Below are 25036 nucleotides of genomic sequence, written 5' to 3'. Positions count from 1 at the left end.
ACGGTGTTCCGCCAAGGGAGGATCATGCACATGACGGACCTTGATACAATCGATTATTCGCCCCTGGATCGGCCTGACATCACGAGAGTGCTGTTCCATCCGCGGTCCGATGACAGGCGGGCCGGCCCGAATGACGGGCCGGGAACAACGGTCATGATACCCGTCGGCCCGGGGGTCGAGATCGGCGGGTGCTTTTACATCGCGGATGAGTCGGCCCCCAACATTTTGTTTTTTCACGGCAACGGAGAAATCGTATCCGATTACGAGGACCTGGGTCCCGTCTACAACCGGATGGGCATCAATTTCCTGCCGGTGGACTACCGGGGATACGGGCGTTCCACGGGGAGTCCCACCGTGACGAACATGATGCGGGACGGACATGCCATTCTGTCGTTTACGCTGACCTGGCTCGCGGAAAACGCCTGCGCAGGGCCCCTGATCGTGATGGGACGATCCCTGGGCAGCGCTTCGGCCCTGGAACTGGCATCCCGATATCAAAAAGAGATCCGCGGATTGATCGTCGAAAGCGGCTTTGCCTACGCCGGGCCGCTCCTGGCGCTTCTTGGGGTGGATTTGGCCGCCGTTGGATTCGAGGAAAAAAGGGGTTTCAGGAATGTGGACAAAATCCGTCAGGTGACCCGAAGCTCCCTGATGATCCACGCGGAGAAGGATCATATCATCCCGTATAGCGACGGCCAGGCCCTTTACGATGCCTGCGGCGCGGCAAACAAGCGCCTGCTCATGATTCCGCGCGCCAATCACAATGATCTGCTGTATGTCGGCTTTGCCGAGTATATGGATGCCGTCCGGAAACTGACCACCGATGTGGTCAACGGAGAATAAGCTGTTCCAGGGGAAAGGCTGAAGACTGCAGGTTGTGACCCTTTTCCCGTCTGCCGGAACACGAAAATCAGAAAGAGAGAGCGAAACATTTGATAGTTAAAACGTTATTCAACAATATTCGAAACAAGCTGAAGGGGCTCCGGAAAGCGGAAAGAAAAAAGGACGCCGACAGCCAGGAGAAACCCATTTCGGAGCGGTCTCCTGCATTTGGCGATCCGGATGCTGAGTCCGCCCGCACCCTCGACACGGAACAGGCCGAGGCATCGAAACGGAAACGGCGGCGCTCAAAACGGGGGAAGCCCCGAAAAAATGATGCGCAGGCACCGGAGGAGGCTGCGCCGGAGGATGTGCTGATCGCCTCCCACCAGGAGTGGGACATTTCATCTTATGACATCCCCGTTGCGGAGGATAAAGCACGGTTCCACGATCTGGATCTTCCCGGGGAGATCCTGCACGCAGTGGCGGACCTGGGATTTCAATATTGCTCTCCGATTCAGGCTGAGATCATGCCGGGGACCCTCGCAGGCAGGGACGCATCAGGCCAGGCCCAGACCGGTACGGGGAAAACCGCGGCCTTTCTGATTACCATGCTGGCCACCTTCATCAAAAAGCCCATCGAGGGCAGCCGTGCATGGGGAACGCCCCGGGCTTTGATTCTCGCCCCCACCCGGGAATTGGTCATTCAGATCGCGGAGGAGGCCAGGCTTCTTGCGAAATATTATCCGTGCACCATCGTATCCATCTTCGGCGGCATGGACTATCAAAAGCAGCGGCGGGAACTGACCGAGCAGGTGGTCGACATCATCGTCGCCACCCCCGGACGCCTGATTGATTACTGTCAGTATGAGGATGTGCATCTGGACAAGCTCGAGATTCTGGTGATCGACGAAGCGGACCGGATGCTGGATATGGGGTTCATCCCCCAGGTGCGCCGGATCGTCCGAAAGACGCCCTACAAAGACAAGCGGCAGACCTTGCTCTTCAGCGCCACCATCACCGGAGAGGTCGAGCGCCTGTCGTCCGAGTGGACGCGCGATCCCCTGGTTGTGGAGGTTGAACCGGAGCAGGTCGAGGTGGCTTCCGTCGAGCAGCTTGTTTATCTGGTGACCACCCGGCAGAAGCCTGCGCTCCTTTACAACATCATCGAGCGCCAGAACCTGAAGCGGGTGATCATTTTCTGCAACCGCAGGGACGAGACCCAGCGGGTGGCCGATTTTCTCAACCGCTACGGCATCAACTGCGAGGTGATATCCGGCGAGGTGCCCCAGAAAAAGCGGCTCAGCACCCTCGAAAATTTCAGGTCGGGCAACATCCGCGTCCTCGTGGCGACCGATGTGGCGGGCAGGGGGCTCCATATCGACGCCATCAGCCATGTCATCAATTTCGCGATGCCCCATGAACCGGAGAACTATGTCCACCGGATCGGCCGGACGGGCAGGGCCGGTGCGACGGGTACGTCCGTGAGCTTCGCCTGCGAAGACGATTCATTTTACATTCCCGACATTGAAGGGTTCATCGGTCACAAGCTTGCCTGCACGCAGCCGGAGGACGATTGGCTGAAGCTGCCCGAAGCACCGAGGGGAAAAGGAAAAGAAGGGGGAGACCGGCGAAAGCAGCCCCCCGGACGAAGCCAGGGAGGCAGGCGTTCGCGGCCCAGGCCGAAGAGAACCTCGCAGCAGTAATTCCCGGGGAGCATGGGCACTATCGGGTCTTGATAAAGGAATCTCCCTCGCCGGGATAAATTTTTTTCTCGGTGTTTGGCGTCCGATGCGTGACCGGAGGCCAGACGCCGGGCTGCGGGGCATCCCCCTCCCGGGCAGCCGGCGTGGGGGAGATGTCTGTCATGACCGGCCGTTTGCGGCAGTCGATGCCTGCCGCGGGCGCGCTGAATTCAATGGGAATATGATTGGGGTCGAAAGCATAGACGGAATGGATGAACCCATGATCCACGACTTCCGACACCCACACTCCGGCCGCTTCGAGCGTGTCTTTCACCCGCCACAGGTCCTCATCGGTCTCCACGCCCAGCGAGACATGGTCGAACGCGAACGGCCCTTTTGCCGGAACGCCGTGATCTTTCTCCGCAATCGGCCGGACATCGGGCCACTCGAAAAAAGCGATCGTATCGTGCGGTGAGATTTCGAAAAAGTACTGGCGATATCCCGGCCGTCCGGTGCCGATGATCAGTCGCATCCCCAGGAGGTCGCGCCAGAAGCGGATGGTTTGTTCCATATCCGCGGTGGCCAGGGCGAGATGGTTGATGCCGGTGTAATTCATGATGCTGTGTGGAAGAGATCTCCTTTTTCGGATTGTTGAGGGTGCAAACTTTTAGGAACAACTGCTACGGCGCTGTCCCGCCCGGGGTGTTTCGATGATTCCGAAAAGCGATGACCAGGGGGATCACATGCAGATCCCTCGAGATTTCCTGCGTCGATCCCAGGCGCCATTCCCCGCATTGCGCCTGGCCGTTGAGCAGGTGGTCCACTTTGTTCACAATGCCGCCGATATCAATCACAGGATGACGGGAGAACACCTGCGGCAGTCCATACGTCAGGTTGCAGGCGAGGCATTTGCCGGGGCGCCGCTTCAATCGAAATTCGAACGTCAATTCATTGGAAGCCGCCTTTTTGAAGGCCAGTGCAATATCGTATGCGCCGTCTTCCGTATCGCCGAAAAGCGCCTCGAAAAAATCGTCCGCGCGATGGTTCGGGAATATTGCGGATAGATGATCGGATGAAAAAATCTGTTCGAAATTAATTTGCGGCATGCAGTGAACCTCTCAATGACGGATAAAATCCAATGCCCATATCCTGCCGGAAAACCCTCAGACACTGCGCTTGACAAGGCAGAGTGAGGAAAGCCGACGAGATGGAGATCGCGGACAACCCCGCTGAATTCGCCTCAGGTTTATAGCATCTGGCGTCGATTTGATCAAGATGTCGGTCACGAAGCAGTTCCGCCCGAGACCGGGACGCAGGAATTTCCTTTTTGCCGTCTGTTAAAATGGTTTAAAAATGAGACGTTTTTTGATAAGGATACCAGGCGCCCAATTCGACGCCATAAAAACTCGACAGGGTGGGGGCATCACAGCCGGAGCATCATACCGGAACATCATACAGGATGGTCGCATTGAATGGAAAAAGTGTTTGAAATTCTCAGGTTCGTTGCCGTCCTGGCGGCGGCCGTCATGCTGGGCAACTGGTTTATGGCGGAGGTCCGCAAGTCGCGGGCGAATCATGAACCGCGCTATAAACCCTATCTGACGATACCGGGGGTGATCATCGTACTCGCCTTGCTGATGCCGCTGATCTACTGGGTGATCATGAAGACGAGAGGGTGACGCGACGCTCGTTCTGTCATGGCTTTTACGGCGGTGATTTTCATGACTGGATGTATCTGATGAATATATTTTTTTCAATTCAGATGGCGGAAGTGCATGGGAATCGAACCCACCCGGGACGGTTTTAGCGCCCCACACCGGATTTGAAGTCCGGGAGCCCCACCAGTGAGCTGTGCACTCCCAATTTAAAACCATCAGAAATGATCGAAGCGCGGATATCTTAGCCCGAAATTATCTTTTGTCAATAGATTTATGAAAAGGAGTCGATCCGTGGTCAACCGGAAAAGATTGGCGGATATGTTCATGTTTCTCGTGGGCATCGACAGTGTGTCAAGGGAAGAATCTGAAATATCGAAGCACCTTCAGACGCTTCTGGCATCCATGGGGGCGGATATCCGGGTTGACGGTGCAGCATCGGCCGTGGGAGGAAACGCGGGAAACCTCATTGCGCGTTTTGATGGGCACGCCGACGTTCCGACGCTGATGCTGAATGCCCACATGGATACGGTTGAGCCTGGCCGGGGGGTGGTGCCCATTTTTGAAGACGGTGTTTTCAGAAGCGACGGCAGGACCATCCTGGGGGCGGATGACAAAAGCGCTATTGCCATCATTATCGAAACGATACGGATCATCCAGGAGGGAGGCTTGCCGCACGGTCCTCTCGAGGTGGTTCTCACCGTATGCGAGGAAATCGGGCTGATGGGGGCAAAACATCTGAATTTCGAATGCATTACCGCAAAGCACGGATATGCGCTGGATGCCTCCAGCATTGAAGGTATCGTTACCCGGGCCCCCGCTGCCAATCGTTTTGAAATCAGGGTTCACGGCAAGGATGCCCATGCCGGCGCGGCGCCCGAGAAGGGCATCAACGCTATTCTTCTGGCGAGCAAGGCGATCGCGCGATTGGACCTGGGGCGGATCGACGAAGAAACGACATGTAATATCGGCACGATAGAGGGGGGAACCGCCACCAATATCGTGCCGGACCGGGTTACGCTTCGGGGCGAGGTGAGAAGCCACGACACCGATAAACTGGAACAGATGACGGAAAAGATCGTCAAAACCTTCGAGGATGCCGTCCGCGCGGCAAAAACCGCCGACGATGATCCCTTGCCGAGAGTGGAGTTTGATATCCACCACGACTTCCCGGCAACCGCCATCGCTCCGGACCATCCGGTTGTCGCAACCGCGCGGAAGGCCGCAGCAAACCTGGGAAGGGTCCTGGAACCCCAGATGACCGGAGGCGGGGCCGATGCCAATATATTTTTCGACAGGGGGATTGTTACCGGTGTGCTGGGCACGGGGATGAAAGACATGCATACCGTGCGCGAGTCGGTGGCCCTTGAGGATATGGTGGGGATGACGGAATTGCTCCTGGAGATCATCCGACTCCATACCGAACAATATCTTGACAAAAACCTGTTGGAATTATAGATAAAAATAAATGTATTAAAAGGATATCGCCTACTGAAGCGTCCATGACGCATGCTTCCCGGGATGGATTTCCGGCATCAGGGTGCCCGAATTACGCGGCGGATGTCTGACGCCGGCCGGCATCTTGACATGGAAGTGCGTGAGGATAGTTCGCCGCAGCGATAGACGAGTTCCCACCAGATCAGAAAGGATTGTGAATTCAATTGAATTCCAAGATCACGCCAATGGCTACCGAAAATGAAAAGATCACCCCGAAAAGCAGCCTGAGGGAGAATGTCGAGGCGATCCTCATCGCCATCGTGCTGGCGCTGTTTATTCGCACCTTTGTTGTTCAGGCATTTAAAATCCCGTCGGGCTCCATGAAAGAGACCCTGAAAATCGGCGACCACATCCTGGTGAACAAGTTTATATACGGAATCAAGGTGCCGTTCACCGACATGACCCTTGTCCCTGTCAGCAACCCCGAGCGCGGGGATATTGTCGTATTCAAATTCCCGGAGGACCCGGACAAGGATTTTATCAAGCGGGTGGTCGGTGTAGAAGGCGATACCATTGAAATCCGGAACAAGCACTTATTTGTCAACGGCGCGCCCGTCGATTACAAACAGGCCATTTTTACCGACCCCGTGGCAATTCCCAAAGGGGTGCAGCCGAGAGACAATTTCGGGCCGATAACCGTTCTGCCAAATTCTCTTTTTGTCATGGGGGATAACCGGGACCACAGCTATGACTCCAGGTTCTGGGGGTTCGTCGATTTGAAAGCCGTCAAAGGCAAGGCGTTCATTATTTATTGGTCCTGGGATAAAGAGAATTTTGGGGTCAGGTGGTCCAGGATCGGCGACTTCCTGAAATAACTTTTAGCGGTTCCGTAAAAAGGCCGATTGAAGGGAATGCCCATGAAAATATGGATCCACGGCGGATGGGTAATCGACCCGGGTCTTCTGGACGGCAGATTCGATATCCTCGTCGACCGCGGAAAGATCATCGGCATCTTTCCGGAAACTAGTGAGCGGACACCGCCGCACAAGACATCCGGGAGCACCCCTGACCATGCCCCCGATCGTACGATAAACGCTTCGGGGCGGATCGTCGTCCCCGGGCTGATCGACATGCATGTCCATTTCCGGGAACCCGGCCAGGAGGAAAAAGAGACCCTTGAGACCGGCATGGCTGCGGCGGCCAGGGGCGGATTTACCTCGGTCTGCACCATGCCCAACACCCATCCGGCGGCGGACAGCAGGGAGACTGTCTCGTTCGTCGTGAAGAAGAGCCGCGCCAACGGCGGCACGAGAGTGTACCCGGTCGGCGCCATCACCAAAGGACTGAAAGGGGAGTTTCTCTGCGATTACGAGGAGCTTCGGTCGGCCGGCGCCGTCGCGGTTTCAGATGACGGCATGCCGGTGATGAACAGCCTGCGGATGCGGCAGGCCATGGAGCGTGCCAAGGAATTGAATCTTCTGGTTATTTCCCATTCGGAAGACCTTGACCTGGCCGCCGGAGGCACCATGAACGAAGGGGACGTGTCGCGTCAAATGGGGGTAAGGGGCATTCCCGGTGCAGCCGAAACCATCGGCGTCATGCGGGATATCGCCCTTTCCGAGCTTACCGGCGCAAGGCTTCACATCGCCCACGTGAGCACTGCCGGTTCGGTGCGGGCCATCCGGGACGCCAAGGACCGCGGGGTCCCGGTGACCGCCGAGACCGCGCCCCACTATTTTACCCTCACCGACAGGGATGTTCTAAAATACGGAACGAATGCCAAAATGAATCCGCCGTTACGGACCGATCTTGATCGGGAAGCGATTCGCCGGGGGCTGTCCGACGGCACCCTCGATGTCATCGCCACGGATCATGCCCCCCACACGCCCGCGGAGAAAGCAAGGAATTTCGCGGATGCGCCGAACGGCATCGTGGGTCTGGAAACCTCCCTGGCCGTCAGCCTCGGCCTGGTCAGGGATCAATGCCTTTCCATGACCCAGCTCATTGAAAAAATGGCCGTCAACCCCGCTCGGATCCTGGGCATTGACAATCGTCTGACGGCAGGCAATCCCGCCGATATCACCCTTATCGATCCCCGTGCGGCGCACCGGATCGATGCCGCCGCATTCAAATCCAAAGGGCGCAACACGCCTTTTGATCAGTGGATGGTGACAGGCCGGGCCGTGATGACCATGGTCGCGGGGGACATTGTTTTTGAAGTGCCAACCCTTTCGGAGTGACAAGCGAATGGCGGAAAAGGAAACCCATATATTGGTCGTCGATGATGAGATCAGCATGCGCGAGCTTCTTGATTTCATGTTGGAGAAAGAAGGGTATGCGGTATCCACCGCCGGAAGTGGAAAAGAGGCGATCGCATTGATCGAGAAACGGGATTTCGATCTCCTGCTCTGCGACATCCGCCTGGGCGACATGACGGGCATCGATGTCCTGAGGGCCGCCAAGGCCAGGAATCCACATACGGTGGTCATCATGATATCCGCGTATGCCTCGGCCGAAACAGCGGTCCAGGCCATGAACGACGGGGCCTACGACTATCTGCCCAAACCCTTTGACAACACTGAATTGCGGCAGGCCATCGCGAGAGCGCTCGAGATGCGGACGCTTGAACGGGAAAAGAAGGTTGTGGGAGATGACCTGCGGAAAAACCTCCACTTCGGCCTCATCATGGGAAACAGCCCCAAGATGCTCCGCATTTATGAAATGATCCGACAGGTCGCCCAGACAGTCACCAACGTGATGGTCACGGGAGAGAGCGGAACCGGAAAGGAGCTGATCGCGAGGGCGATTCACCGGGAGAGCAGCCGCGCCGATCAGCCTTTCGTGGCGGTCAATTGCGGCGGTATTCCTGAAACCCTGCTGGAAAGCGAGCTCTTCGGTCACAAAAAAGGATCCTTCACCGGCGCCACCGGCGATAAAAAGGGGCTTTTCGAAACCGCCCACAGAGGCACGCTCTTTCTGGACGAGATCGGAGAGATCAGCATCCCGATCCAGGTCAAATTGCTGCGGGCCGTTCAGACAAAAATGATCAGACCCGTCGGGGGGAACGAAGACGTCCATGTCGATGTCCGGATCATCTCCGCTACCAACCGGAATCTGGAGGAAGAGGTTATTGCAAAGCGGTTCCGGGAGGATCTGTTTTACCGGCTCAATGTCATCGAAATCCGAGTACCGCCGCTTCGGGAAAGAAAGGAGGACCTGAAACTGCTGGCCCAGCACTTTCTCGAGAAATATTCAAAGGAGATGGGCAAGGATATCAGCAAGGTCTCCTCCTATGCCATAGACCTCCTGCAAAAATATGATTTTCCCGGGAATATCAGAGAGCTGGAAAACCTTTTCGAGCGGAGCGTGGCGCTCACCAACACCAATATCCTCCTTCCGGACAGCCTGGCCCTTTCCATCCACAAACGGAAGGGGGTCGAAAACGACAGGGGCGGGCTTATCGATCTTTCCAGTGTCTCCCACGGGATATCCTTGGATGATGAACTCAACAAGCTGGAAAAATCATACATCGCGGAAGCGCTCGATATCAGCGGCGGAAACAAGCAGAAGGCCACTGAATTGCTGGGGATCAATATGAGATCCCTTAGGTATCGGCTGAAGAAGCTGAATATCAGTACGGAGTAGGCTGAAGACCGAAGGCTGAAGGAGGCGCCCCCGAGGCCATTTTGGAAATCCCGACTGAGCCCGGAAATGAATCTCCGGGCTGAAAGCGCCGGCGGGCTGAAGCTCACTGGTGTGACCGCCGCCGCCCTGGAAGGCGGTTTTGTTTTTCGCCGGGCTGTTTGCCCTTCCGAGCATTCAACTCTTATCACCTGACAGCCGCTGAACGGTGTGGTTTTCCTTCCGGATATGGCGGGGGGTTCGGGCAGGGATTTCTCCGTGTGCCATTATAGAACCGCTTGAATCCTGACAGGGCGCGTCAAATTCTTGATGATCCGAATCCTTCGACAAATTTTGTCCATCCAAAACAAAAAAATGAAATTTCAGATAGATAATCCAAAGCCAAATTCCTATAGTTATTAAGCCCGCCTCCGTCGATATCTGCTGAATTTATAAAAGCTTATAACAATATTCATTTTCTTCTTTTCAAAGTGGCATTCCTTTTGCTATATAGCTAAGAAAAAATAACGCCAAACAAAAAAAAGGGGGTGTGAGCAAAAGGTCTGCGGGAGTTGAAGTCAAAAAACGGGTGACATCATTTTTCAGTGAATCGGGAATACAAAACAAAAAATCAAAAAGGAGATAAAACATGCTCGCTAAATTGAGAAAGAACGAAGGTTTCACGCTGATTGAGTTGATGATCGTTGTTGCCATCATCGGTATCCTGGCCGCCATCGCCATCCCGAATTTCCTCAATTACCAGTGCAAAGCCAAACAGAGCGAGGCGAAGCAGTCCCTTGGCACCATTGCGAAAGCTCAGGAAGCCTATTTCTCAGAATTTGATGCCTATGCCAGCACAACCGGCGCCATCGGGTTCGCGACAAAAGGAAATGCACGATATACTTATTCTCTTCTTCCCAACGGTAATCAGTACACGGCGACTGCAGACTCGATAAACGGCGGCATCAAGACGGCCGACGGCGATGACCAGTGGACCATCACGGAAACCCTTACGCTTACCAATACAACAAATGCTTGCCAGAATTAAGCCTAAGCTTAACGACGAATTAAGCGCCTGAACGATATGCAACCTCCCGCTCCTTGACCATCAGGAGCGGGAGGATTTTTACGTTATCCGGTTCTTCCGCACCTTTTGAAGCCTTATGACCAGTGAAAACAATATACATTTTCAGCGGATTAATGATTTAAAAGCCATTCCCATATGTTTTCATGTCATCCTTGCGCTCGGCCTTATCATTGCCGTATCCGCCGTTTACAGCAATACCGTCAAAAGCCCTTTCCTTCTCGACGGTTACGGCAATATTGTCGGTAATTCCGCCATTGAAATAAAAGATCTTTCCTGGGAATCCCTCAAACAAGCTTGGTCGGGTCCGCACATTGTCAACAACCGTAAACTCGCCTACCTGACCTTTGCCTTGAATTACCTATTAGGGGGGTATGACCCCTTAGGATATCATCTGGTCAATATCGGAATTCACATATGCTCTGCTTTATTGCTTTTTCTATTTTTCTGCCAGATTCTCGATACAGGTTGGCTGAGAACGCGATATGGCGGCAGACGTCACCAACTGGCATGGGGGGCGGCCTTTATCTGGGCGCTGCACCCCATCCAGATCAATGCCGTTACCTATCTTGTTCAGAGAATGACCAGCCTGGCATTTCTGTTTGCCCTTCTGGCCATGATCGCCTGGATGGCCGGCCGCAGACGCTGGGAGGCGCAAGATCGCATGCAGGCATCTGTGTGCTGGCTATTGGGTATTATCGCGTGGATTCTGGGGCTGCTTTCCAAAGAGCATGTAGCGATTGTGCCAATGCTGATTCTCGTTCAAGATTTCTTTTTGTTCAGGCGGGGTCTGTTCTATCAATTAAAATGGTACTGGGGTGCACTGGCGATTCTTGTGGCCGCCATGCTTGTCTTTTTCTACATGGGGCCTGACCCGATAAAACGTGTTCTGTCAGGCTACGCCAGGCGCGATTTTACACTGACTGAAAGGCTCCTCACTGAATCGAGAGTGTTGTGGCACTACATCTCATTGTTTCTATTCCCCGTGAGTGACCGTTTCAGTATTTTTTATGAATATCCTGTTTCTTCGGGTCTTTTTTCTCCCATGACGACCTTCTTATCGATTTCAGCGTGGATTGGAGCGGTGGTCTCCGCCTGGTTGTGTCGCAGCCGGTTTCCCGTATTCGCATGGATGACCGCATGGTATGTTGCCGGCCATCTGATTGAATCCACTGTCGTGCCGCTTGAAATCATCTTCGAACACCGGATGTATCTTCCCTCCGTCGGTCTCGTATTCGGGGCGGTGCTGATGCTCTCCGATGTCATTCATCAGCAGGCCGTACGACCCTCCCTCCGGTGGATCATCCTTTCAGCCTTTTTCGTGATTCTGGGATGCTCAACCTATATCCGGAACATGGATTTCAAGGATGAGATTACCCTCTATCGGGCTGAGTTGAAAAAGCATCCCGACTCAAACAGAAACCAGTTGGGCCTCGCCTTGGCCCTGACCAATGCCGGAAGGTTTGCCGAAGGCGGCAGCATGCTTAAGGGCATGGCAGAGGCGTTGCCCCACGATTTTGTTGTTCAGCAGAACTGGCACGCTTTTTTGGTTCAGGTGAAAAAGGATACCGTGCTTTCGGAACAAGTGTATGAGAATATGATCAAAATTTTGGACGAAGGGCATTACAATCCCCGTAACGACGCGAACGCTCTCAAATGTCTGGCGGAATTGTTTTTCGAGAAGCGAGACTATGAAAGGACACTGCTTCTTGTGGATCGGTTGCTGCTGAACTATCCATATGCATCCTTATTTTTGCTCAAAGAAATCTGTCATGCAAAACGCCATGAGTGGTCACTCGCCAGGCAGGCCGGCCATGAGGCCATGAAGCGGTCGCCTCAGGATATCGAGATGATCTACTGGTACAGCAAGAGCTTGATTTATCTTGGAGAGAAAGTCGAGGGATGCGGCCTTCTACGCAAAGGGGTGAAAGCCGGCGGCGGAGACAAAAATGTGCGGTCATTGTGTCAAAATTTGCTTGATGGGCATTGCAGAAAGATGAATTAGAATGGTTTATGATAGAAAATTATTGTAGATAAAGCGGAAAAAAACCAAAAAATGAATTTTTTGAAAATGGCATTAAAATTGCTTTTCCTCCTGTTAACAATAACATCTCTGGGGTTTGGAGGAGAGGGCATGGCGGTAACCTTGAAAGACCGGCGCGGATTTACGCTGATTGAACTCATGATCGTTGTCGCAATCATTTCAGTGTTGGCCTCGATGGCCATCCCTGAATACTACAATTTCATGTGCAAGGCCAGGCAGAGCGAGGCGAAAGAATCCCTTGGAATGATAGCAAAATGTCAGGAAGCCTATTTTTTGGAATATGATACATATAGTACAAATAAAAACAAAATCGGTTTTTTTATGAGGGGTACTCCCTACTACAGCTATGAAATCATCTCGGCCGATCAGACAAGCTTTAATGCAAAAGCAATTGCATATTACAAGGAACGGTTGGATGAGTGGGTGATCGATGATATGCTTAACTTGAATAATCAGACCAATGCCTGTAGAGGAAATTAGAACAAGATTGAATACGCTCTTTTCGGCATGAATGACAAGTATCCTGTATGATACGAAAAAGGTATTATTTTTTCATTTTGTCAATTCTGTTTTTTGGAGCCACCACGGTCCTACAGGCAAACTATCTCGACAAGAGATACGCCAACCGCATCATTCTGCCTGAATGCCCCTGGTGCGATGCAAACGCAAAAGGGGATGTCGTCTATCTGCCCATTGATGCGACGGTAATGCGCTTCATGTCGCCTGCGGACAGTGAGTTTCTGGCGGATATGCTCTGGCTGCGGGCGCTCTATTATTTCGGTCAGCACGCCCTCACGGATCAGCAGTACCCCTATCTTATGAATCTCCTTGACATCATTACCGACCTGGCGCCGCGCTGGGAGTACCCCTATACCTATGGGGCGGTAATTCTTGGGGATGCGAGCGACACGACCGATGATGCCTTTTACATGATCGACAAAGGCCTGGTCCATCACCCGGAGAATTGGCAGCTCTGGTTTTTCAAGGGATACTATTTATGGAAAGACGGCGATGATCTGGGCGCAGCGGAAGCGCTCCAGAAGGCCGCCGTGCTGCCCGGCGCGCCGGTCTATCTGGCAGAGCTATCGGCGACATTGTTGACGCGCGAGGGCCAAAAAGACCTGGCCCTGCGATTCCTCGAGCAGGCCCTCAACATGACCAAAGACCCCCGGCAGCGAAAGTTTATCATCCAAAAGATCAAAAAGGTAAGGGCGCAGCATGACGGTACCGGCACTTCAATGGAATAAGGTCAGTTTTTCCATCCGGCAGGGGTTCTGGATGAGGCGGAAAACCATCGTTCACGACCTGGATATGGATCTTCCCAAAGGGACGACCCTTGGCCTGGTCGGCCCCAACGGCGCGGGGAAAACCACCTCCATCAAGCTTGCCGCTGGATTGACGGCGCCCGAAAAGGGAAATGTCCTCGTGAACGGTGTCCCGGCGGTGGAACCCGATGCCAGAAGAAAATTGGGTCTCTTGACGGAAACCCAGTATATCTACCCGCATCTGCGGGTCCGGGAATGGCTGGGCATGCTGGCCGGATTTACGGGCCTCAAGGGCGGCCGCCTCCGCGAGCGGGTGGATGCCGTGCTGGAACTCATGGCCTTGACCGACAAGGCCGGCATGATGATGAACACGCTCTCCAAGGGGCAGCTTCAGCGGGCGGGGATCGCCCAGGCCCTCGTCCATGAACCGGAGATCCTTCTCCTGGATGAACCCATGAGCGGGCTCGATCCCTACTGGCGGTACCGGCTCAGCACCATCCTGAAGGAATACAAGGCTTCGGGGGGGACTTTGCTGTTCAGCTCCCATATTCTGGCCGACGTGGAAAGGCTCTCCGACCGGGTCGCCCTCATTGAACAGGGGCGTGTCCGGTGGATCGGCGCCTTGTCCGACATGCCGAGACAGGTCATCGGGTACGAGGCGGTCTGCCGGGCCGAAAACCCCGGAGCCCTCAAGGCGCTTACCAATGGAAACCATCCGGAACGATTGCCCAAAGGCGAGTGGCGGATCGCCATTCCGATCGACAAAAAGGAGGCGCTGCTGCAGCTCTCCGCCCAAAACCGGATTGCCCTCGAATCCCTTCGCCCCGTCCAGGAGGAGATCGAAGCGGTCCTTTTCAAATTTGCCGGCGAAGGCACTGTGCCGGCCGGAAAGGAGGAAACGGCATGAACACGATTTTCATCCCCCAGGTCAAAGCCCTCGCCGTCAATGTGTGGCGGGAGGCGACACGGGACCGGTTGATCCTGATGCTAGTAGGATCGGGCGTACTGATGATGCTGGTCTCCCTCGTCTTCGGGCAGATGGCCGTGGGAGGCCAGGCTCGCGTCCTTCAGGATATGGGATTCTGGATCATCGGCATCTGGGGATTGATCGCGGTCCTCTATCTGGGATCCGGCATCATCAAGCATGAACTGCAGCGCAAGACGGTTTATCTCGTGCTGTCCCGGCCCGTCGGGCGCCCGACCTTCCTGCTGGGAAAGTATTTCGGGATGATCCTGGTGCTCATGACTGCATTTCTTCTGCTCTCCGCCGCATGGCTGCTGATCGTCATTTCCGCCGGAATTTCCCTTACCGGCACGCATTTTTGGGCGCTGGGCTTCATTTTCGGCGAATGGATGCTGCTGTCGGCCATGAGCCTTTTTTTTGCCAGTTTCACCTCTCCGATGCTGCACAATTTCTTTCTGGTTTCGGTCTCTTTCCTGGGGCACTGGAGCAACGAACTCAAGATCTTCGCCGACAATGCCAAGACCGAGACCCTGAAATTTGTTTTGAATACCCTCTATTATCTGCTGCCCAACCTCGAGGCGATCAATTTCCGGGAGGCCGCTCTATACAATGACGTCGTCTCCCAGGCGGTGATCTGGCAGGGGGCTGTCGTTCTTCTGGGATGGACCGCGACGGCGCTGGTGGCGGCCAACCTGATCTTCATGCACCGCAGACTTCTTTGAATAGCGTATGACCCAAAGTCTCCCCGAAGGCGCCACCGACAGGCGCATGACCGCTGTTTTTGGGATCTTCCTGCTGCTGCTGATCAGCGCCGTTGTCCTGCTCTCCCTGGTCCCGCCGATCAGCCGGGATGCCCTGGTCCATCATCTCAACATCCCCAAGCTTTACCTCCTTCATGGAAAAATGGTCGAGTTCCCGTCCATGTCGTTCTCCTATTTTCCCATGAACCTCGACCTGCTCTACATGATTTCCCTCTGGCTGGGAAATGACATCGCCCCCAAATTCATCCACTTTTCCTTCGCTCTCCTTACCGCATGGCTTATCTACGATTACCTGAAACCCCGGGCCGGGAAAAATTATGCCCTGATCGGGGCGCTTTTCTTCCTGTCAACGCCCATTGTCATCAAGCTTTCTATCACCGTCTATGTGGATTTGGGTTTGATCTTCTTCTCCACGGCGGCCCTGCTGCTTCTCTTCCGCTGGGAGGAGTCCGGTTTCAGCCTCGCATTCCTGACCGGTTCAGCCGTTTGCTGCGGACTCGCCATGGGCACCAAATACAACGGCCTGATTGTCTGTTTCTTGCTGACGGCCTTTGTTCCATGGATCTATTCGAGCCATGGGATAAAATTCCGGCATCCGTCCATGAAAGCCATTGCTTATGGGGCGCTGTACCTGGCTGTCGCGCTCATGGTATTCTCTCCCTGGATGATCCGGAACTGGCACTGGAAGGGAAATCCCGTTTACCCGCTTTATGACAGCGTCTTCAATCCTCCCAAAACCGCTGCCAAGACGCAGGAAGGAGTTACACGGCCGAAAGCGGCCAAGGGGCTTTTCTCCTACCGCAGCGTTGTTTACGAGGAAACCGAATGGCAGATGCTCTTGCTGCCGGTGAGAATCTTTTTTGAGGGCCAGGACGGGAGTGGGCAATATTTCGACGGAAAGCTGAACCCGTTTCTCCTGCTCTTTACGGTTCTGGCATTTGTGGGGGTGGGGATCTCCCATCGACGAAACCGGGAGGGGTCGGACCCTGGGCCATTCGATCCGGAGCGGTGGCTTACGGGGCAGAAAAAAATGCTTCTGTCTTTTGCGATTCTGTATTTTCTCTTTGCCCTGTTCAGCACGGTCTTGCGGATTCGGTACCTGTCGCCGATGATTCCGCCGCTCGTGATATTGTCGGTTTTCGGCATGAAAAGCGGGATGGTTTGGTTCGAAGGAAAGTTGGGCCGGGAACGGCGATCCATCGCCAGAATTGCCGGAGGAGCCATCCTGATCGCCTGTTTAGGATTGAACGTTCATTATATCTGGACGCAATTCAATATTGTCGATCCGTTCGATTATCTGGCAGGGAAGGTAAGCCGGGACGAATACATCACGCGATATCGGCCGGAATATCCCGTCATGCAATACGCCAACCGTCACCTTTCGGAGGATGCGCGGATATTATTCATTTTCATGGGGAAAAGAGGGTATTATTGCGACCGTCCCTACCTCCTCGACGACGAAGGGCGCCCCAGCCTCATGGCGAAGATCGTCAACCGGTCGGATTCTCCGGAGGAGATCGCCTCAAGGCTTCGGGAATCAAAGATCACGCATCTGATGCTTCAGTCAGACATCTTCAACCGATGGGTGACCGAGGATTTTACGGCGGAAAAAGGGCGGCTTTTCATGGCTTTTTTGAGGCGGCAAACAACACTGCTCTACTCGCACCACCTTTTCGGGTTGCTGGCCGTGACCCCTCCGGGGAAAGCCGCTGTGGAATAATTGCCTTATGGCGCTTCCCGCCGATCAGCCGAGCTTCCTCCGGAATTCTTCGATCGTTTTCCGGTAATCGGGGCTTCCGAAAATGGCGGATCCCGCGACAAATACATCCACCCCGGCACTGGATATGCGCTCAATGGTCTCATCGTTGACCCCGCCGTCGATCTGGATCAGGGGGCTCGTCCGTGAATCGGGGGTGCTTTTTTCGATCATGCCGCGGATCCGGCGGATCCGGTCCAGACTGGTTTCGATAAATTTCTGGCCGCCAAACCCGGGATTCACGCTCATCACCAGGATATAATCCACGTCGTTCAAGATCCATTCGATGGCGGATAGGGGGGTCGCGGGATTGAGCACCACGCCCGCTTTCGCGCCGTTTTCCTTGATCAGATGAACCGTCCGGTGGAGGTGAACGCAGGCTTCGACCTGAACGGAAATCCAGTCCGAACCGGCCTTGACGAAGGCCGGGATGAGCCTGTCCGGGTTTTCAATCATCAAATGGACATCCAGCGGCAGCCGGGTGGATTTTTTGGCCGCCTCGATGATGATGGGCCCCATGGTGATGTTGGGGACGAAGTGTCCGTCCATGACGTCGATATGGATCCAGTCCGCGCCGGCGGCCTCGACAGCCCGGATCTCTTCACCCAGCCTTGAAAAATCAGCCGAGAGGATTGACGGAGCGATAAGCTTCATGGTCATGTCTCCTTGTCGGTCCTGCGCCGGGTATTTCACGCAAAGTCGCTGTGGCGCAGAGTTGAAATCGCATCTTTCTGGGGTGTTCCCGCTTGGCGTCTTTGCGTGAAATACAGATCAGCGTCCAAGCAATTTGGCCGTTTTCGCTATCACATTTTCCGGGCGAAGCAAACCGAAAAAAAACCGTCCATGTCATCCCGGTGAGGAAAGGTCCTGAGATAACCTTCAGGCGTAATCAGCGCGCGGGCCTTCGGGGGAAGGCGGGGGAAATCCCGATGAACGCTGAAGTTCGGGTGTTTTTCGAGAAAGGCCGAGACCACATCTTCGGCCTCTTCCGGCTCCATGGAACATACGGCATAGGCCAGCAATCCCGAAGGTTTGACAAGGGGGGCAAGATGGGTCAGGAACCTTATCTGGCGATTCCGGTACCCGGCGAGGTCTTTTTTGGCGGGGGACCATTTTGCATCGGGGTTTCGGGCGAGCACCCCGAGTCCCGAGCAGGGCGCATCCAGAAGGATGCGGTCGAAGGGGCCGTATGGGCAGGGCGGGGTGCCCTGATCCAAGTCGTGACAAACGGGCGTTACGATGGAGATTCCCAACCGTCGGGTCTCTCCTTCAAGGATCGAGAGCTTCCGGGAATACACTTCAACGGCTGCAAGCCGGCCCCGGTTTTCCATCAGCGCAGCCAGATGGCCGGTTTTGCCCCCCAGCCCGGCGCATGCATCCATCACCGTCTCACCGGGAAGAGGCCCCAGAAACCGTGAAACCAGTTGCGCCGCTTCGTCTTGAACCTGAAACAGCCCTTCATGGAATGCGGAAAGATCTCGAATGGAGGCGCTGATGCCGCTGACGATGACGCCGTCGGGGGAGTGATGGGTCGGAACGGCCAGATCGACTTCTTTGTCCAGGGCTGCTGCGAGTCCGTCGCGGTCGGTCCGAAGGGTGTTTGTGCGGAGCGTGATGGGCGGCGTCCGGTTGAGGGCGTCGCAGAGCCGCGCGGCCTCCTCGGCACCCCATCGGTCCAACCAGCGGCGGATAAGCCATTCGGGAAAGGACTTCACGACGGCAAGGCCATGCACCGGGTCGGTCCGAATGTCCGGAAAAGGAAGACGGTCCCGGGACCGGACAGCGGCCCTCAGCAGACCGTTCACGAATCCGGCGGTCCAACGGGGTGCGAATGTCTTGGTGATGTCAACTGCAGTGTTCACCGCCGCGGAATCGGGTATGCGATCCATGTAAAGGATCTGGAAGATGCCGACCCTGAGAACATTGAGCACGGCGGGGTCTATTTTTGGAAGCGGAATGTTTGACAGATGATGAATAACGTGATCGAGTGTGGCGCGTCGGCGCTGCACCCCGAAAACGAGTGCGTGAAGGAGGTTGATATCCCGCCGTTCCCAGGAAGGCGATGTCTCAAAGAACCTTTCGAGGGCGGTGTCCAGCGGTTGATCCCCTTCACCCATGCGTTCTAGAATACTCCATGCCGCCCCCCTCGGATGATTTGCCAAGGGGGTGTTTTTGTGTGCCGCCCTCTTCTTCCGGTTGACTGGAAGAACAGGTCTTTTCTTGACGCCGGTGCTTTTTGGGCCGTGGGGCATATGAGATCGCTCGATTCGGTTATCGAAAAACCGTACCTGGAGGGATCGGGAAGCCCCTCAGAAAATCATGGATCTTGAGGCGTTTTCCCGAAGCCCCCTGGAGTTCCAGGATGGAAAGCGCCCCGATCCCGGCGGCCACCCGAAGCTCGTCCGGAAACCCTTGAAGAACCGTACCGGGCCATGGTGCGCTGGAGAGCGGGGCGCCGGAGGATGGAGAAAGCTCGCCCGGCAGGGTCCGTGCTTTGAAGATTTTAAGACGATTGTCATCCAGGAAAACAAACGCACCGGGCCACGGATCCATGCCCCGGATCTTGCATTCGATGGCGGCGGCGGGTAGCGACCAGTCGATGTGGCCGTCATTTTTTTCTATCATCGGGGCGTATGTGGCAAGCGAGTGATCCTGCGGAATGGGCCGAATCTCTCCTGACCCGTATTGATCGAGGGCGGTAAGCAGCAATGCTGCACCCATCCGGGCGAGCCGGTCATGGAGCGTGCCCGACGTATCGTCGGGTTCAATTTGTGTTTTTTCCGCCAGCAGAATATCCCCGGTATCCAACTTGGCATCCATCAGCATGGCGGTGACGCCGGTCTCTTTTTCTCCGTTGATGACGGCCCGTTGAATCGGGGCCGGACCGCGGTATTTCGGCAGCAGGGAGGCATGGATGTTTACGGCGCCGACACGCGGAAGACCGATCAGGCTCCGGGGCAGGATTTTCCCGTAGGCGATGACCACCAGGTAATCCGGGCCGATGGTCTTGAGCCGGTCGACAAATTCCGGATCGCCCATGGCGTGGGGCTGAAGGACGTCATACCCCAGGTCCAGGGCGGCGGTTTTGACCGGAGGGGGATGAATTTTTCGTCCGCGCCCCTTTGGGCGGTCCGGCTGTGTTACCACCAGGCTTACGGCGTGCCTGCTTTCGTGAAGCGCCCTCAGCCCCGGGACTGCAAAGTCGGGGGTGCCCATGAAAACGATGTTGAATGGCTTATGCATGCTGTCTCAGTTGCTTCAGGATTCGTTTTTTGTAAAGCTGTCTTTTCAGGGCGCTGATTCGGTCTATGAACAGGGTCCCGTTCAGGTGATCGATTTCATGCTGGAGGACAATGGACAGGAAACCGCCCCGCTCCAATCGGACAGGCCGTCCTTCCCGATCCACCCCCTCCACAAGGACAACCGCATGCCGTTTTACGTCGGCGCGAAACTCGGGGACGCTTAAACAGCCTTCGTTTTCAGAGATAATCGTACCCTCGTATTGAATCAGTTTCGGGTTTATCAGGACCTGCAGCGCCGGTCTGTCTTCTCCGGGGTTTCCGTCAAAAACGATGAGGCTTTTGTCGGATCCGACCTGAATTGCCGCCAGACCGACACCCGGCGCCGCATACATGGTGTGGGCCATTTTGTCGATCAGATGCTGTAATTCCCCGTCAATATTTTCAACCGGCCGGGTCGGCTGCATCAGGAATTTGTCAGGAAATGTTACAATTTCTAAGAGTTCCATGGCGACCGTCTCTTATGTTCTCGCAGTTATGGGTTGGTGGTTGCGTTGGGGTGGCGGTCATCGTGAGGCCCACCGTGTCGGGCGGTTGCCTTCACCCGGACGCATATCCATCCAAATTCGTTCTGTATTCAGTACGTTCCAGCCATCATTATCTGCTCAGTCTGTTAAACTAAGCATTAAAATTCAATAGAAAAGCCTGGATATCCGAGAAAAGGAGGACGCCGCCCCCACCTCGCCCTATCGCTGGCCGGGGAAGGGGATTCATGTTTCGGGACATCGCTGTTTGCGCCGGCCCGATGAAGAATCGGCGGTCGTCCCCGGCAATGAGGGTACCGGCGGCGGCACGATGGCATCTGTATCGCGTCTCCCACGGCGCGGACGACCCGGATCAGGAGAGGCTTTCAGAAGCAAGATCGCTCGCGTTTACAGCGGGATGATCTCGCGGGCGGTTTCGACATCCTTTCGGATTTGCTGCGCCAGCGCATCGATGCCGGAGAATTTAATCTCATCCCGGATGCGTTCGATGAAGTTAACGCGAATTTTTTCTCCATAGATATTGCTATCAAAATCAAGTAGGTGAACCTCAACGGTGTAGATGTGATCATCAAATGTGGGGCTGTAGCCAATGTTGGCCACCCCCTTGTAGCGTCCGCCGATGCATTCCGCCGTGACGGCGTATACACCTGTTTTGGGAGCGAGCTCATCATAGAGTTTGATGTTCGCTGTGGGAAAGCCCAAAAGTTTTCCGCCGCGGTTGCGCCCATGTTCAACGGTGCCCCGGATCTGATAGTGGCGCCCCAGCAATTTCTGGGCGCTCACCACCTCGCCTTCCATGACGAGTTCTCGAATGCGGGTGCTGCTGATTCTTGACTTCCCATTCGATTGGGTCTGTATCCAGTCTGCGACGACCAGGTCAAAATGATGGCTGTTCGAGCAATTTTTCAAGAAATCAAGGTTTCCCTCGCGGTTCTTGCCGAATGCATAGTCTCCTCCCACAACAAATACCTTCATGCCAATTCGGCGGATCAAGATATCCTCAAGAAACTCTTTCGCGGGGATCGCCGCAAAGGCCCGGGTAAACGGTACGCAGATCAGGACATCAATGCCCGTCCTTTCGATGAGTTCGATCTTCTGTTCGTAAAGCGTGATCAGCGGGGGATGGCTGTTTTTCTGGAGAACCCGGATGGGATGCGGTTCGAACGTCATGGCGAGGGAGGTGCCCTTGATCTCCGCGGCCCTTTCGATGACCTCGTGAAACAGTGCCTGGTGTCCAAGGTGGACGCCGTCGAAATTGCCGATGGTGATCACGGCGTTATGAAAGGGATCCGATATGGTATCTATGCCTTCGATGAGCTTCATTATAATTTGGTTTCCCTTGAAAAATTGGCTTGACATCAAATCCGAAACAGTATACATACCCCACGTCCATGACGAAATCAATCTTTCTTTTTGAGGGTTGATCGTCGGAGATAAATTGTTGCGGGGCCGAAGTGGCGGAACTGGTAGACGCGCTAGGTTCAGGGTCTAGTTGCCGTACGGCAGTGGGAGTTCGAGTCTCCCCTTCGGCACCAACAACAAATAAAGAGGGCGCACTTTTAGAGTGGCGCCTCTTTTTATTTTGTTCTGATGTTGATTGATGGATTCCCAATAGTCGCCTGAGATTCGCTTTCGTGAAACCTTCGAGATCGAGACTATCGAATTCCAATGATATGATGGGATGTTACAGTACACCGCAGTGACGGGGGAACCGCGCGGTGCCGATATCGGGCTGCTTGTGGATACGCTCTGTTTGTTTGACATATGTTAAAAAATAGTTGATGCCTTAAATTGCTATTGACATTATTGTCACCGGAAATTAGTTTGCCTCCGCCCGCGAACACGCATCTTTGTTGAACCAACGCTCCTCCCGCGCACGAGGATATTTTCGAACAGCAGTTTCCATTGCGGCGCAATTAAAAGCAGCGTCAATCGGCAATAAAGACAGGTGAGGCCCATTTTTGATCCTCAGGCGGCTGAAAGGGCGTTTGTCGGCGATACGCCTCCTTTTTATATTTTTCCAAGGCTTTGGATACATCAAAACTCAAGTAGAGGACAGACACAATGAACAGCGATATACAAAAGGTCCGGAACATCGGCATCAGTGCCCATATCGATTCAGGCAAAACCACACTGACCGAACGGATTCTATTCTATACCCAGCGAATTCACGCCATTCATGATGTAAAAGGCAAGGATGGCGTAGGGGCAACCATGGATTCCATGGAGCTTGAAAAGGAGCGCGGCATCACCATTGCGTCCGCCGCGACATTCTGCGAATGGAAGGGCCATGAGGTCAACATCATCGACACCCCGGGGCACGTCGACTTCACCATCGAGGTGGAGCGGTCGCTCAGGGTTCTTGACGGCGCCGTTCTGGTGCTCTGCGCCGTGGGCGGCGTTCAGTCCCAGTCCATCACCGTCGATCAGCAGATGAAGCGGTACAAGGTCCCTTGCATCGCTTTTATCAACAAATGTGACCGCAGCGGCGGAAACCCGTTCAGGGTGGTCCAGCAACTGCGGGACAAACTCGGCCACAATGCCGTGGCGCTGCAGATTCCCGTGGGATTGGAAGCCAAATTCAACGGCGTGGTGGATCTTGTCTCCATGAAAGCCGTCTATTTCGAAGGAGAAAACGGCGAGACGGTCCGGACCGATGCGGTGCCCGCGGAGCTTCTCGACGAGGCACTCGAGAAGCGGGAGGAGCTGATCGATGCCGCCTCCATGTTTTCCGATGAATTGACCGAGGCCATCCTGGAAGAGCGTGAGATCACGGAAAACATGCTTATTGAGGCCGTCCGGCAGGGCGTGCTGAAACGGGAGATTACCCCTGTTTTCATGGGATCGGCATACAAGAACAAGGGGGTTCAGCCCCTCCTGGACGGCGTAAATCAGCTTCTGCCCTGTCCGGCCGATGTGGTCAACGAGGCGCTGAATACGGAAAAAGATGAAGAGGTCGTCACCCTGAGCAGCAATCCCGGGGATCCCACCGTCGCTCTCGCCTTCAAGCTGGAGGACGGGCAGTACGGTCAACTGACCTACATCCGCGTATACCAAGGCGTCCTGGCCAAGGGGGATACCATTGTCAACGTTCGCACCGGGAAGAAAGTCAAGATCGGCAGGGTTGTCCGGATGCATGCCAATCAGATGGAAGAGATCGAGTCCATCCCCGCGGGCTACATCGGGGCACTGTTCGGCATCGACTGCGCCTCGGGCGATACCTTTACGTCGCCCAACCTCAGCCTGACCATGACCTCGATGTTCGTACCGACACCGGTGATCTCCCTTGCCATCGTGCCGAAAGACAACAAGTCCCAGATCAACATGTCCAAGGCCCTCAATCGTTTCACCAAGGAGGATCCCACCTTCAAGACCTATGTGGACGAGGAGACGGGCGACACGATCATTTCCGGCATGGGCGAGCTCCATCTCGAGGTCTATGTCGAACGGATGCGGCGTGAATACAAGGCGGAGGTCGATACCGGGCAGCCGAGGGTGGCATACCGGGAAACCATCACCCGGATGGCGGAGTTCGACTATATCCACAAGAAACAGACCGGCGGCTCGGGCCAGTACGGGCGGATTGCGGGATACCTGGAGCCGTGTGAGGAAGATTTTATCTTTGATAACCAGGTCACCGGCGGATCTGTTCCCACCCAGTACATTCCCGCCTGCGAAAAGGGATTCCGAGCCTGCATGGTAAAAGGGCCCAAGATGGAATTTCCCGTGACGGGCGTCAAGGTCGTGATCAACGACGGGGCATCCCATTCCGTGGATTCATCGGAAATGGCATTTCAGGCCGCGGCGCGCGGCGGCTTTCTGGAGGCCTACGCCAAGGCGGCGGCCGTCATTCACGAGCCGATCATGAAGGTGGTCGTCGAAACCCCCACCGAATTCCAGGGCGGGGTGATGGGGCTGCTGAACCAGCGGCGGGGCATCATCGTCGGTTCTCAGGATGAAGGACCCATGTGCGTGATCGAGGCCCAGGTCCCCCTTTCGGAGATGTTCGGGTTCTCGACCGTTCTCAGGTCTTCGACACAGGGCAAGGCCCAGTTCACGATGGAATTTGCCGCCTACAAACAGGTTCCCAAGGGCGTCGCGGATGAATTGAACAAAAAACTTGCCAAAGACAAAAAGAATGCTGCCTGACATCAGCGGGAA

General features: G+C 55.0%; 22 protein-coding genes and 2 tRNA genes. 16 read left to right on the top strand and 8 right to left on the bottom strand.

All coding sequences use genetic code 11. The annotated features are described in order from the left end of the window. Nucleotides 1–30 precede the first annotated feature (30 nt). Together ACEW8N_RS09315 and ACEW8N_RS09310 are read left to right on the top strand one after the other, a co-directional pair. On the top strand, nt 31–843 hold the full coding sequence (locus tag ACEW8N_RS09315; RefSeq protein ID WP_373499541.1) for an alpha/beta hydrolase: 813 nt from the start codon (nt 31–33) through the stop codon (nt 841–843). Between the two features lie 89 nt (nt 844–932). Further along, nucleotides 933–2525, top strand: coding sequence for a DEAD/DEAH box helicase (locus ACEW8N_RS09310; protein WP_373499540.1), 1593 nt, complete (start codon nt 933–935; stop codon nt 2523–2525). Nucleotides 2526–2544: 19 nt separating this feature from the next. Here the strand turns inward: ACEW8N_RS09310 and ACEW8N_RS09305 are convergent, their stop codons facing one another. Continuing rightward, nucleotides 2545–3120: a VOC family protein gene (locus ACEW8N_RS09305; protein WP_373499539.1), complete on the bottom strand. Its 576-nt coding sequence runs from the start codon at nt 3118–3120 to the stop codon at nt 2545–2547. A 64-nt stretch (nt 3121–3184) separates the two neighbouring features. Continuing rightward, nucleotides 3185–3610, bottom strand: a complete 426-nt coding sequence (locus ACEW8N_RS09300; RefSeq protein WP_373499538.1) for a pancreas/duodenum homeobox protein 1 — start codon at nt 3608–3610, stop codon at nt 3185–3187. Between the two features lie 366 nt (nt 3611–3976). Between ACEW8N_RS09300 and ACEW8N_RS09295 the strand changes: the two genes are divergently transcribed. Then, the gene (locus tag ACEW8N_RS09295) at nt 3977–4183 is read left to right on the top strand and encodes a hypothetical protein (RefSeq protein WP_373499537.1); all 207 of its coding nucleotides are present in this window, start codon (nt 3977–3979) and stop codon (nt 4181–4183) included. 84 nt (nt 4184–4267) lie between these two features. On the opposite strand, the gene ACEW8N_RS09290 is transcribed toward ACEW8N_RS09295, so the two are convergent. Then, nucleotides 4268–4365, bottom strand: a tRNA-Sec gene (locus ACEW8N_RS09290). 88 nt (nt 4366–4453) lie between these two features. Between ACEW8N_RS09290 and ACEW8N_RS09285 the strand changes: the two genes are divergently transcribed. From ACEW8N_RS09285 to ACEW8N_RS09235, 11 genes are all read left to right on the top strand, one after another. Next, nucleotides 4454–5617, top strand: coding sequence for a M20/M25/M40 family metallo-hydrolase (locus ACEW8N_RS09285; RefSeq protein WP_373499536.1), 1164 nt, complete (start codon nt 4454–4456; stop codon nt 5615–5617). Between the two features lie 224 nt (nt 5618–5841). Next, on the top strand, nt 5842–6471 hold the full coding sequence (gene lepB / locus ACEW8N_RS09280) for a signal peptidase I (RefSeq protein ID WP_373499535.1): 630 nt from the start codon (nt 5842–5844) through the stop codon (nt 6469–6471). Nucleotides 6472–6513: 42 nt separating this feature from the next. Continuing rightward, on the top strand, nt 6514–7836 hold the full coding sequence (locus ACEW8N_RS09275) for a dihydroorotase (RefSeq protein ID WP_373499534.1): 1323 nt from the start codon (nt 6514–6516) through the stop codon (nt 7834–7836). 7 nt (nt 7837–7843) lie between these two features. Then, complete coding sequence (locus ACEW8N_RS09270) at nt 7844–9241, top strand: sigma-54-dependent transcriptional regulator (protein ID WP_373499533.1); 1398 nt, start codon at nt 7844–7846, stop codon at nt 9239–9241. Between the two features lie 625 nt (nt 9242–9866). Then, complete coding sequence (locus tag ACEW8N_RS09265; protein WP_373499532.1) at nt 9867–10265, top strand: type IV pilin protein; 399 nt, start codon at nt 9867–9869, stop codon at nt 10263–10265. Between the two features lie 115 nt (nt 10266–10380). Further along, complete coding sequence (locus ACEW8N_RS09260) at nt 10381–12306, top strand: hypothetical protein (RefSeq protein ID WP_373499531.1); 1926 nt, start codon at nt 10381–10383, stop codon at nt 12304–12306. A 129-nt stretch (nt 12307–12435) separates the two neighbouring features. After that, nucleotides 12436–12825 carry a type IV pilin protein gene (locus ACEW8N_RS09255; RefSeq protein ID WP_373499530.1) on the top strand — a complete coding sequence of 130 codons (390 nt, stop codon included), beginning with the start codon at nt 12436–12438 and terminating at the stop codon, nt 12823–12825. Between the two features lie 77 nt (nt 12826–12902). After that, the gene (locus ACEW8N_RS09250; protein ID WP_373499529.1) at nt 12903–13592 is read left to right on the top strand and encodes a tetratricopeptide repeat protein; all 690 of its coding nucleotides are present in this window, start codon (nt 12903–12905) and stop codon (nt 13590–13592) included. Then, nucleotides 13564–14517, top strand: a complete 954-nt coding sequence (locus ACEW8N_RS09245; protein ID WP_373499528.1) for an ABC transporter ATP-binding protein — start codon at nt 13564–13566, stop codon at nt 14515–14517. Before ACEW8N_RS09250 ends, ACEW8N_RS09245 begins: the two co-directional genes overlap by 29 nt. Then, nucleotides 14514–15296, top strand: a complete 783-nt coding sequence (locus tag ACEW8N_RS09240; RefSeq protein ID WP_373499527.1) for an ABC transporter permease — start codon at nt 14514–14516, stop codon at nt 15294–15296. The genes ACEW8N_RS09245 and ACEW8N_RS09240 overlap by 4 nt, the downstream gene beginning before the upstream one ends. Nucleotides 15297–15303: 7 nt before the next feature. Beyond that, nucleotides 15304–17055: an ArnT family glycosyltransferase gene (locus ACEW8N_RS09235; protein ID WP_373499526.1), complete on the top strand. Its 1752-nt coding sequence runs from the start codon at nt 15304–15306 to the stop codon at nt 17053–17055. 24 nt (nt 17056–17079) lie between these two features. Here ACEW8N_RS09235 and rpe read toward each other — a convergent pair whose 3' ends face one another. From rpe to ACEW8N_RS09210, 5 genes are all read right to left on the bottom strand, one after another. After that, on the bottom strand, nt 17080–17745 hold the full coding sequence (gene rpe, locus ACEW8N_RS09230) for a ribulose-phosphate 3-epimerase (protein ID WP_373499525.1): 666 nt from the start codon (nt 17743–17745) through the stop codon (nt 17080–17082). Nucleotides 17746–17894: 149 nt separating this feature from the next. Then, complete coding sequence (gene rsmB, locus ACEW8N_RS09225) at nt 17895–19343, bottom strand: 16S rRNA (cytosine(967)-C(5))-methyltransferase RsmB (protein ID WP_373499524.1); 1449 nt, start codon at nt 19341–19343, stop codon at nt 17895–17897. 19 nt (nt 19344–19362) lie between these two features. Continuing rightward, nucleotides 19363–20334 carry a methionyl-tRNA formyltransferase gene (fmt, locus tag ACEW8N_RS09220; RefSeq protein ID WP_373499523.1) on the bottom strand — a complete coding sequence of 324 codons (972 nt, stop codon included), beginning with the start codon at nt 20332–20334 and terminating at the stop codon, nt 19363–19365. Beyond that, complete coding sequence (gene def, locus ACEW8N_RS09215) at nt 20327–20839, bottom strand: peptide deformylase (protein ID WP_373499522.1); 513 nt, start codon at nt 20837–20839, stop codon at nt 20327–20329. The genes fmt and def overlap by 8 nt, the downstream gene beginning before the upstream one ends. Nucleotides 20840–21262: 423 nt before the next feature. Continuing rightward, the gene (locus ACEW8N_RS09210) at nt 21263–22198 is read right to left on the bottom strand and encodes a bifunctional riboflavin kinase/FAD synthetase (protein WP_373499521.1); all 936 of its coding nucleotides are present in this window, start codon (nt 22196–22198) and stop codon (nt 21263–21265) included. A 125-nt stretch (nt 22199–22323) separates the two neighbouring features. On the opposite strand from ACEW8N_RS09210, the gene ACEW8N_RS09205 reads away from it, so the two are divergent. Together ACEW8N_RS09205 and fusA are read left to right on the top strand one after the other, a co-directional pair. After that, nucleotides 22324–22410: transfer RNA gene (locus ACEW8N_RS09205), tRNA-Leu, on the top strand. Between the two features lie 529 nt (nt 22411–22939). After that, a complete protein-coding gene (gene fusA / locus ACEW8N_RS09200; RefSeq protein ID WP_373499520.1) occupies nt 22940–25024 on the top strand; it encodes an elongation factor G in 2085 nt (694 codons plus the stop codon). Nucleotides 25025–25036 lie beyond the last annotated feature (12 nt).

It is taken from the genome of Desulfococcus sp. (assembly GCF_041737845.1).
Taxonomy (GTDB): Bacteria; Desulfobacterota; Desulfobacteria; order Desulfobacterales; family Desulfococcaceae; genus Desulfococcus.
The sequence above is the reverse complement of the archived record's forward strand: the minus strand, read 5'-3'. Positions and strand labels throughout refer to the sequence as shown.

Bases quoted from the DNA above. Each gene is read 5' to 3' on its own strand.
- ACEW8N_RS09315 (WP_373499541.1), top strand. From the start codon at position 31: ATGACGGACCTTGATACAATCGATTATTCGCCCCTGGATCGGCCTGAC.
- ACEW8N_RS09305 (WP_373499539.1), bottom strand. From the start codon at position 3,120: ATGAATTACACCGGCATCAACCATCTCGCCCTGGCCACCGCGGATATG.
- ACEW8N_RS09300 (WP_373499538.1), bottom strand. From the start codon at position 3,610: ATGCCGCAAATTAATTTCGAACAGATTTTTTCATCCGATCATCTATCC.
- ACEW8N_RS09295 (WP_373499537.1), top strand. From the start codon at position 3,977: ATGGAAAAAGTGTTTGAAATTCTCAGGTTCGTTGCCGTCCTGGCGGCG.
- lepB (WP_373499535.1), top strand. From the start codon at position 5,842: ATGGCTACCGAAAATGAAAAGATCACCCCGAAAAGCAGCCTGAGGGAG.
- ACEW8N_RS09275 (WP_373499534.1), top strand. From the start codon at position 6,514: ATGAAAATATGGATCCACGGCGGATGGGTAATCGACCCGGGTCTTCTG.
- ACEW8N_RS09270 (WP_373499533.1), top strand. From the start codon at position 7,844: ATGGCGGAAAAGGAAACCCATATATTGGTCGTCGATGATGAGATCAGC.
- ACEW8N_RS09265 (WP_373499532.1), top strand. From the start codon at position 9,867: ATGCTCGCTAAATTGAGAAAGAACGAAGGTTTCACGCTGATTGAGTTG.
- ACEW8N_RS09260 (WP_373499531.1), top strand. From the start codon at position 10,381: ATGACCAGTGAAAACAATATACATTTTCAGCGGATTAATGATTTAAAA.
- ACEW8N_RS09255 (WP_373499530.1), top strand. From the start codon at position 12,436: ATGGCGGTAACCTTGAAAGACCGGCGCGGATTTACGCTGATTGAACTC.
- ACEW8N_RS09245 (WP_373499528.1), top strand. From the start codon at position 13,564: ATGACGGTACCGGCACTTCAATGGAATAAGGTCAGTTTTTCCATCCGG.
- ACEW8N_RS09240 (WP_373499527.1), top strand. From the start codon at position 14,514: ATGAACACGATTTTCATCCCCCAGGTCAAAGCCCTCGCCGTCAATGTG.
- ACEW8N_RS09235 (WP_373499526.1), top strand. From the start codon at position 15,304: ATGACCCAAAGTCTCCCCGAAGGCGCCACCGACAGGCGCATGACCGCT.
- rpe (WP_373499525.1), bottom strand. From the start codon at position 17,745: ATGAAGCTTATCGCTCCGTCAATCCTCTCGGCTGATTTTTCAAGGCTG.
- rsmB (WP_373499524.1), bottom strand. From the start codon at position 19,343: ATGCCCCACGGCCCAAAAAGCACCGGCGTCAAGAAAAGACCTGTTCTT.
- fmt (WP_373499523.1), bottom strand. From the start codon at position 20,334: ATGCATAAGCCATTCAACATCGTTTTCATGGGCACCCCCGACTTTGCA.
- def (WP_373499522.1), bottom strand. From the start codon at position 20,839: ATGGAACTCTTAGAAATTGTAACATTTCCTGACAAATTCCTGATGCAG.
- ACEW8N_RS09210 (WP_373499521.1), bottom strand. From the start codon at position 22,198: ATGAAGCTCATCGAAGGCATAGATACCATATCGGATCCCTTTCATAAC.
- fusA (WP_373499520.1), top strand. From the start codon at position 22,940: ATGAACAGCGATATACAAAAGGTCCGGAACATCGGCATCAGTGCCCAT.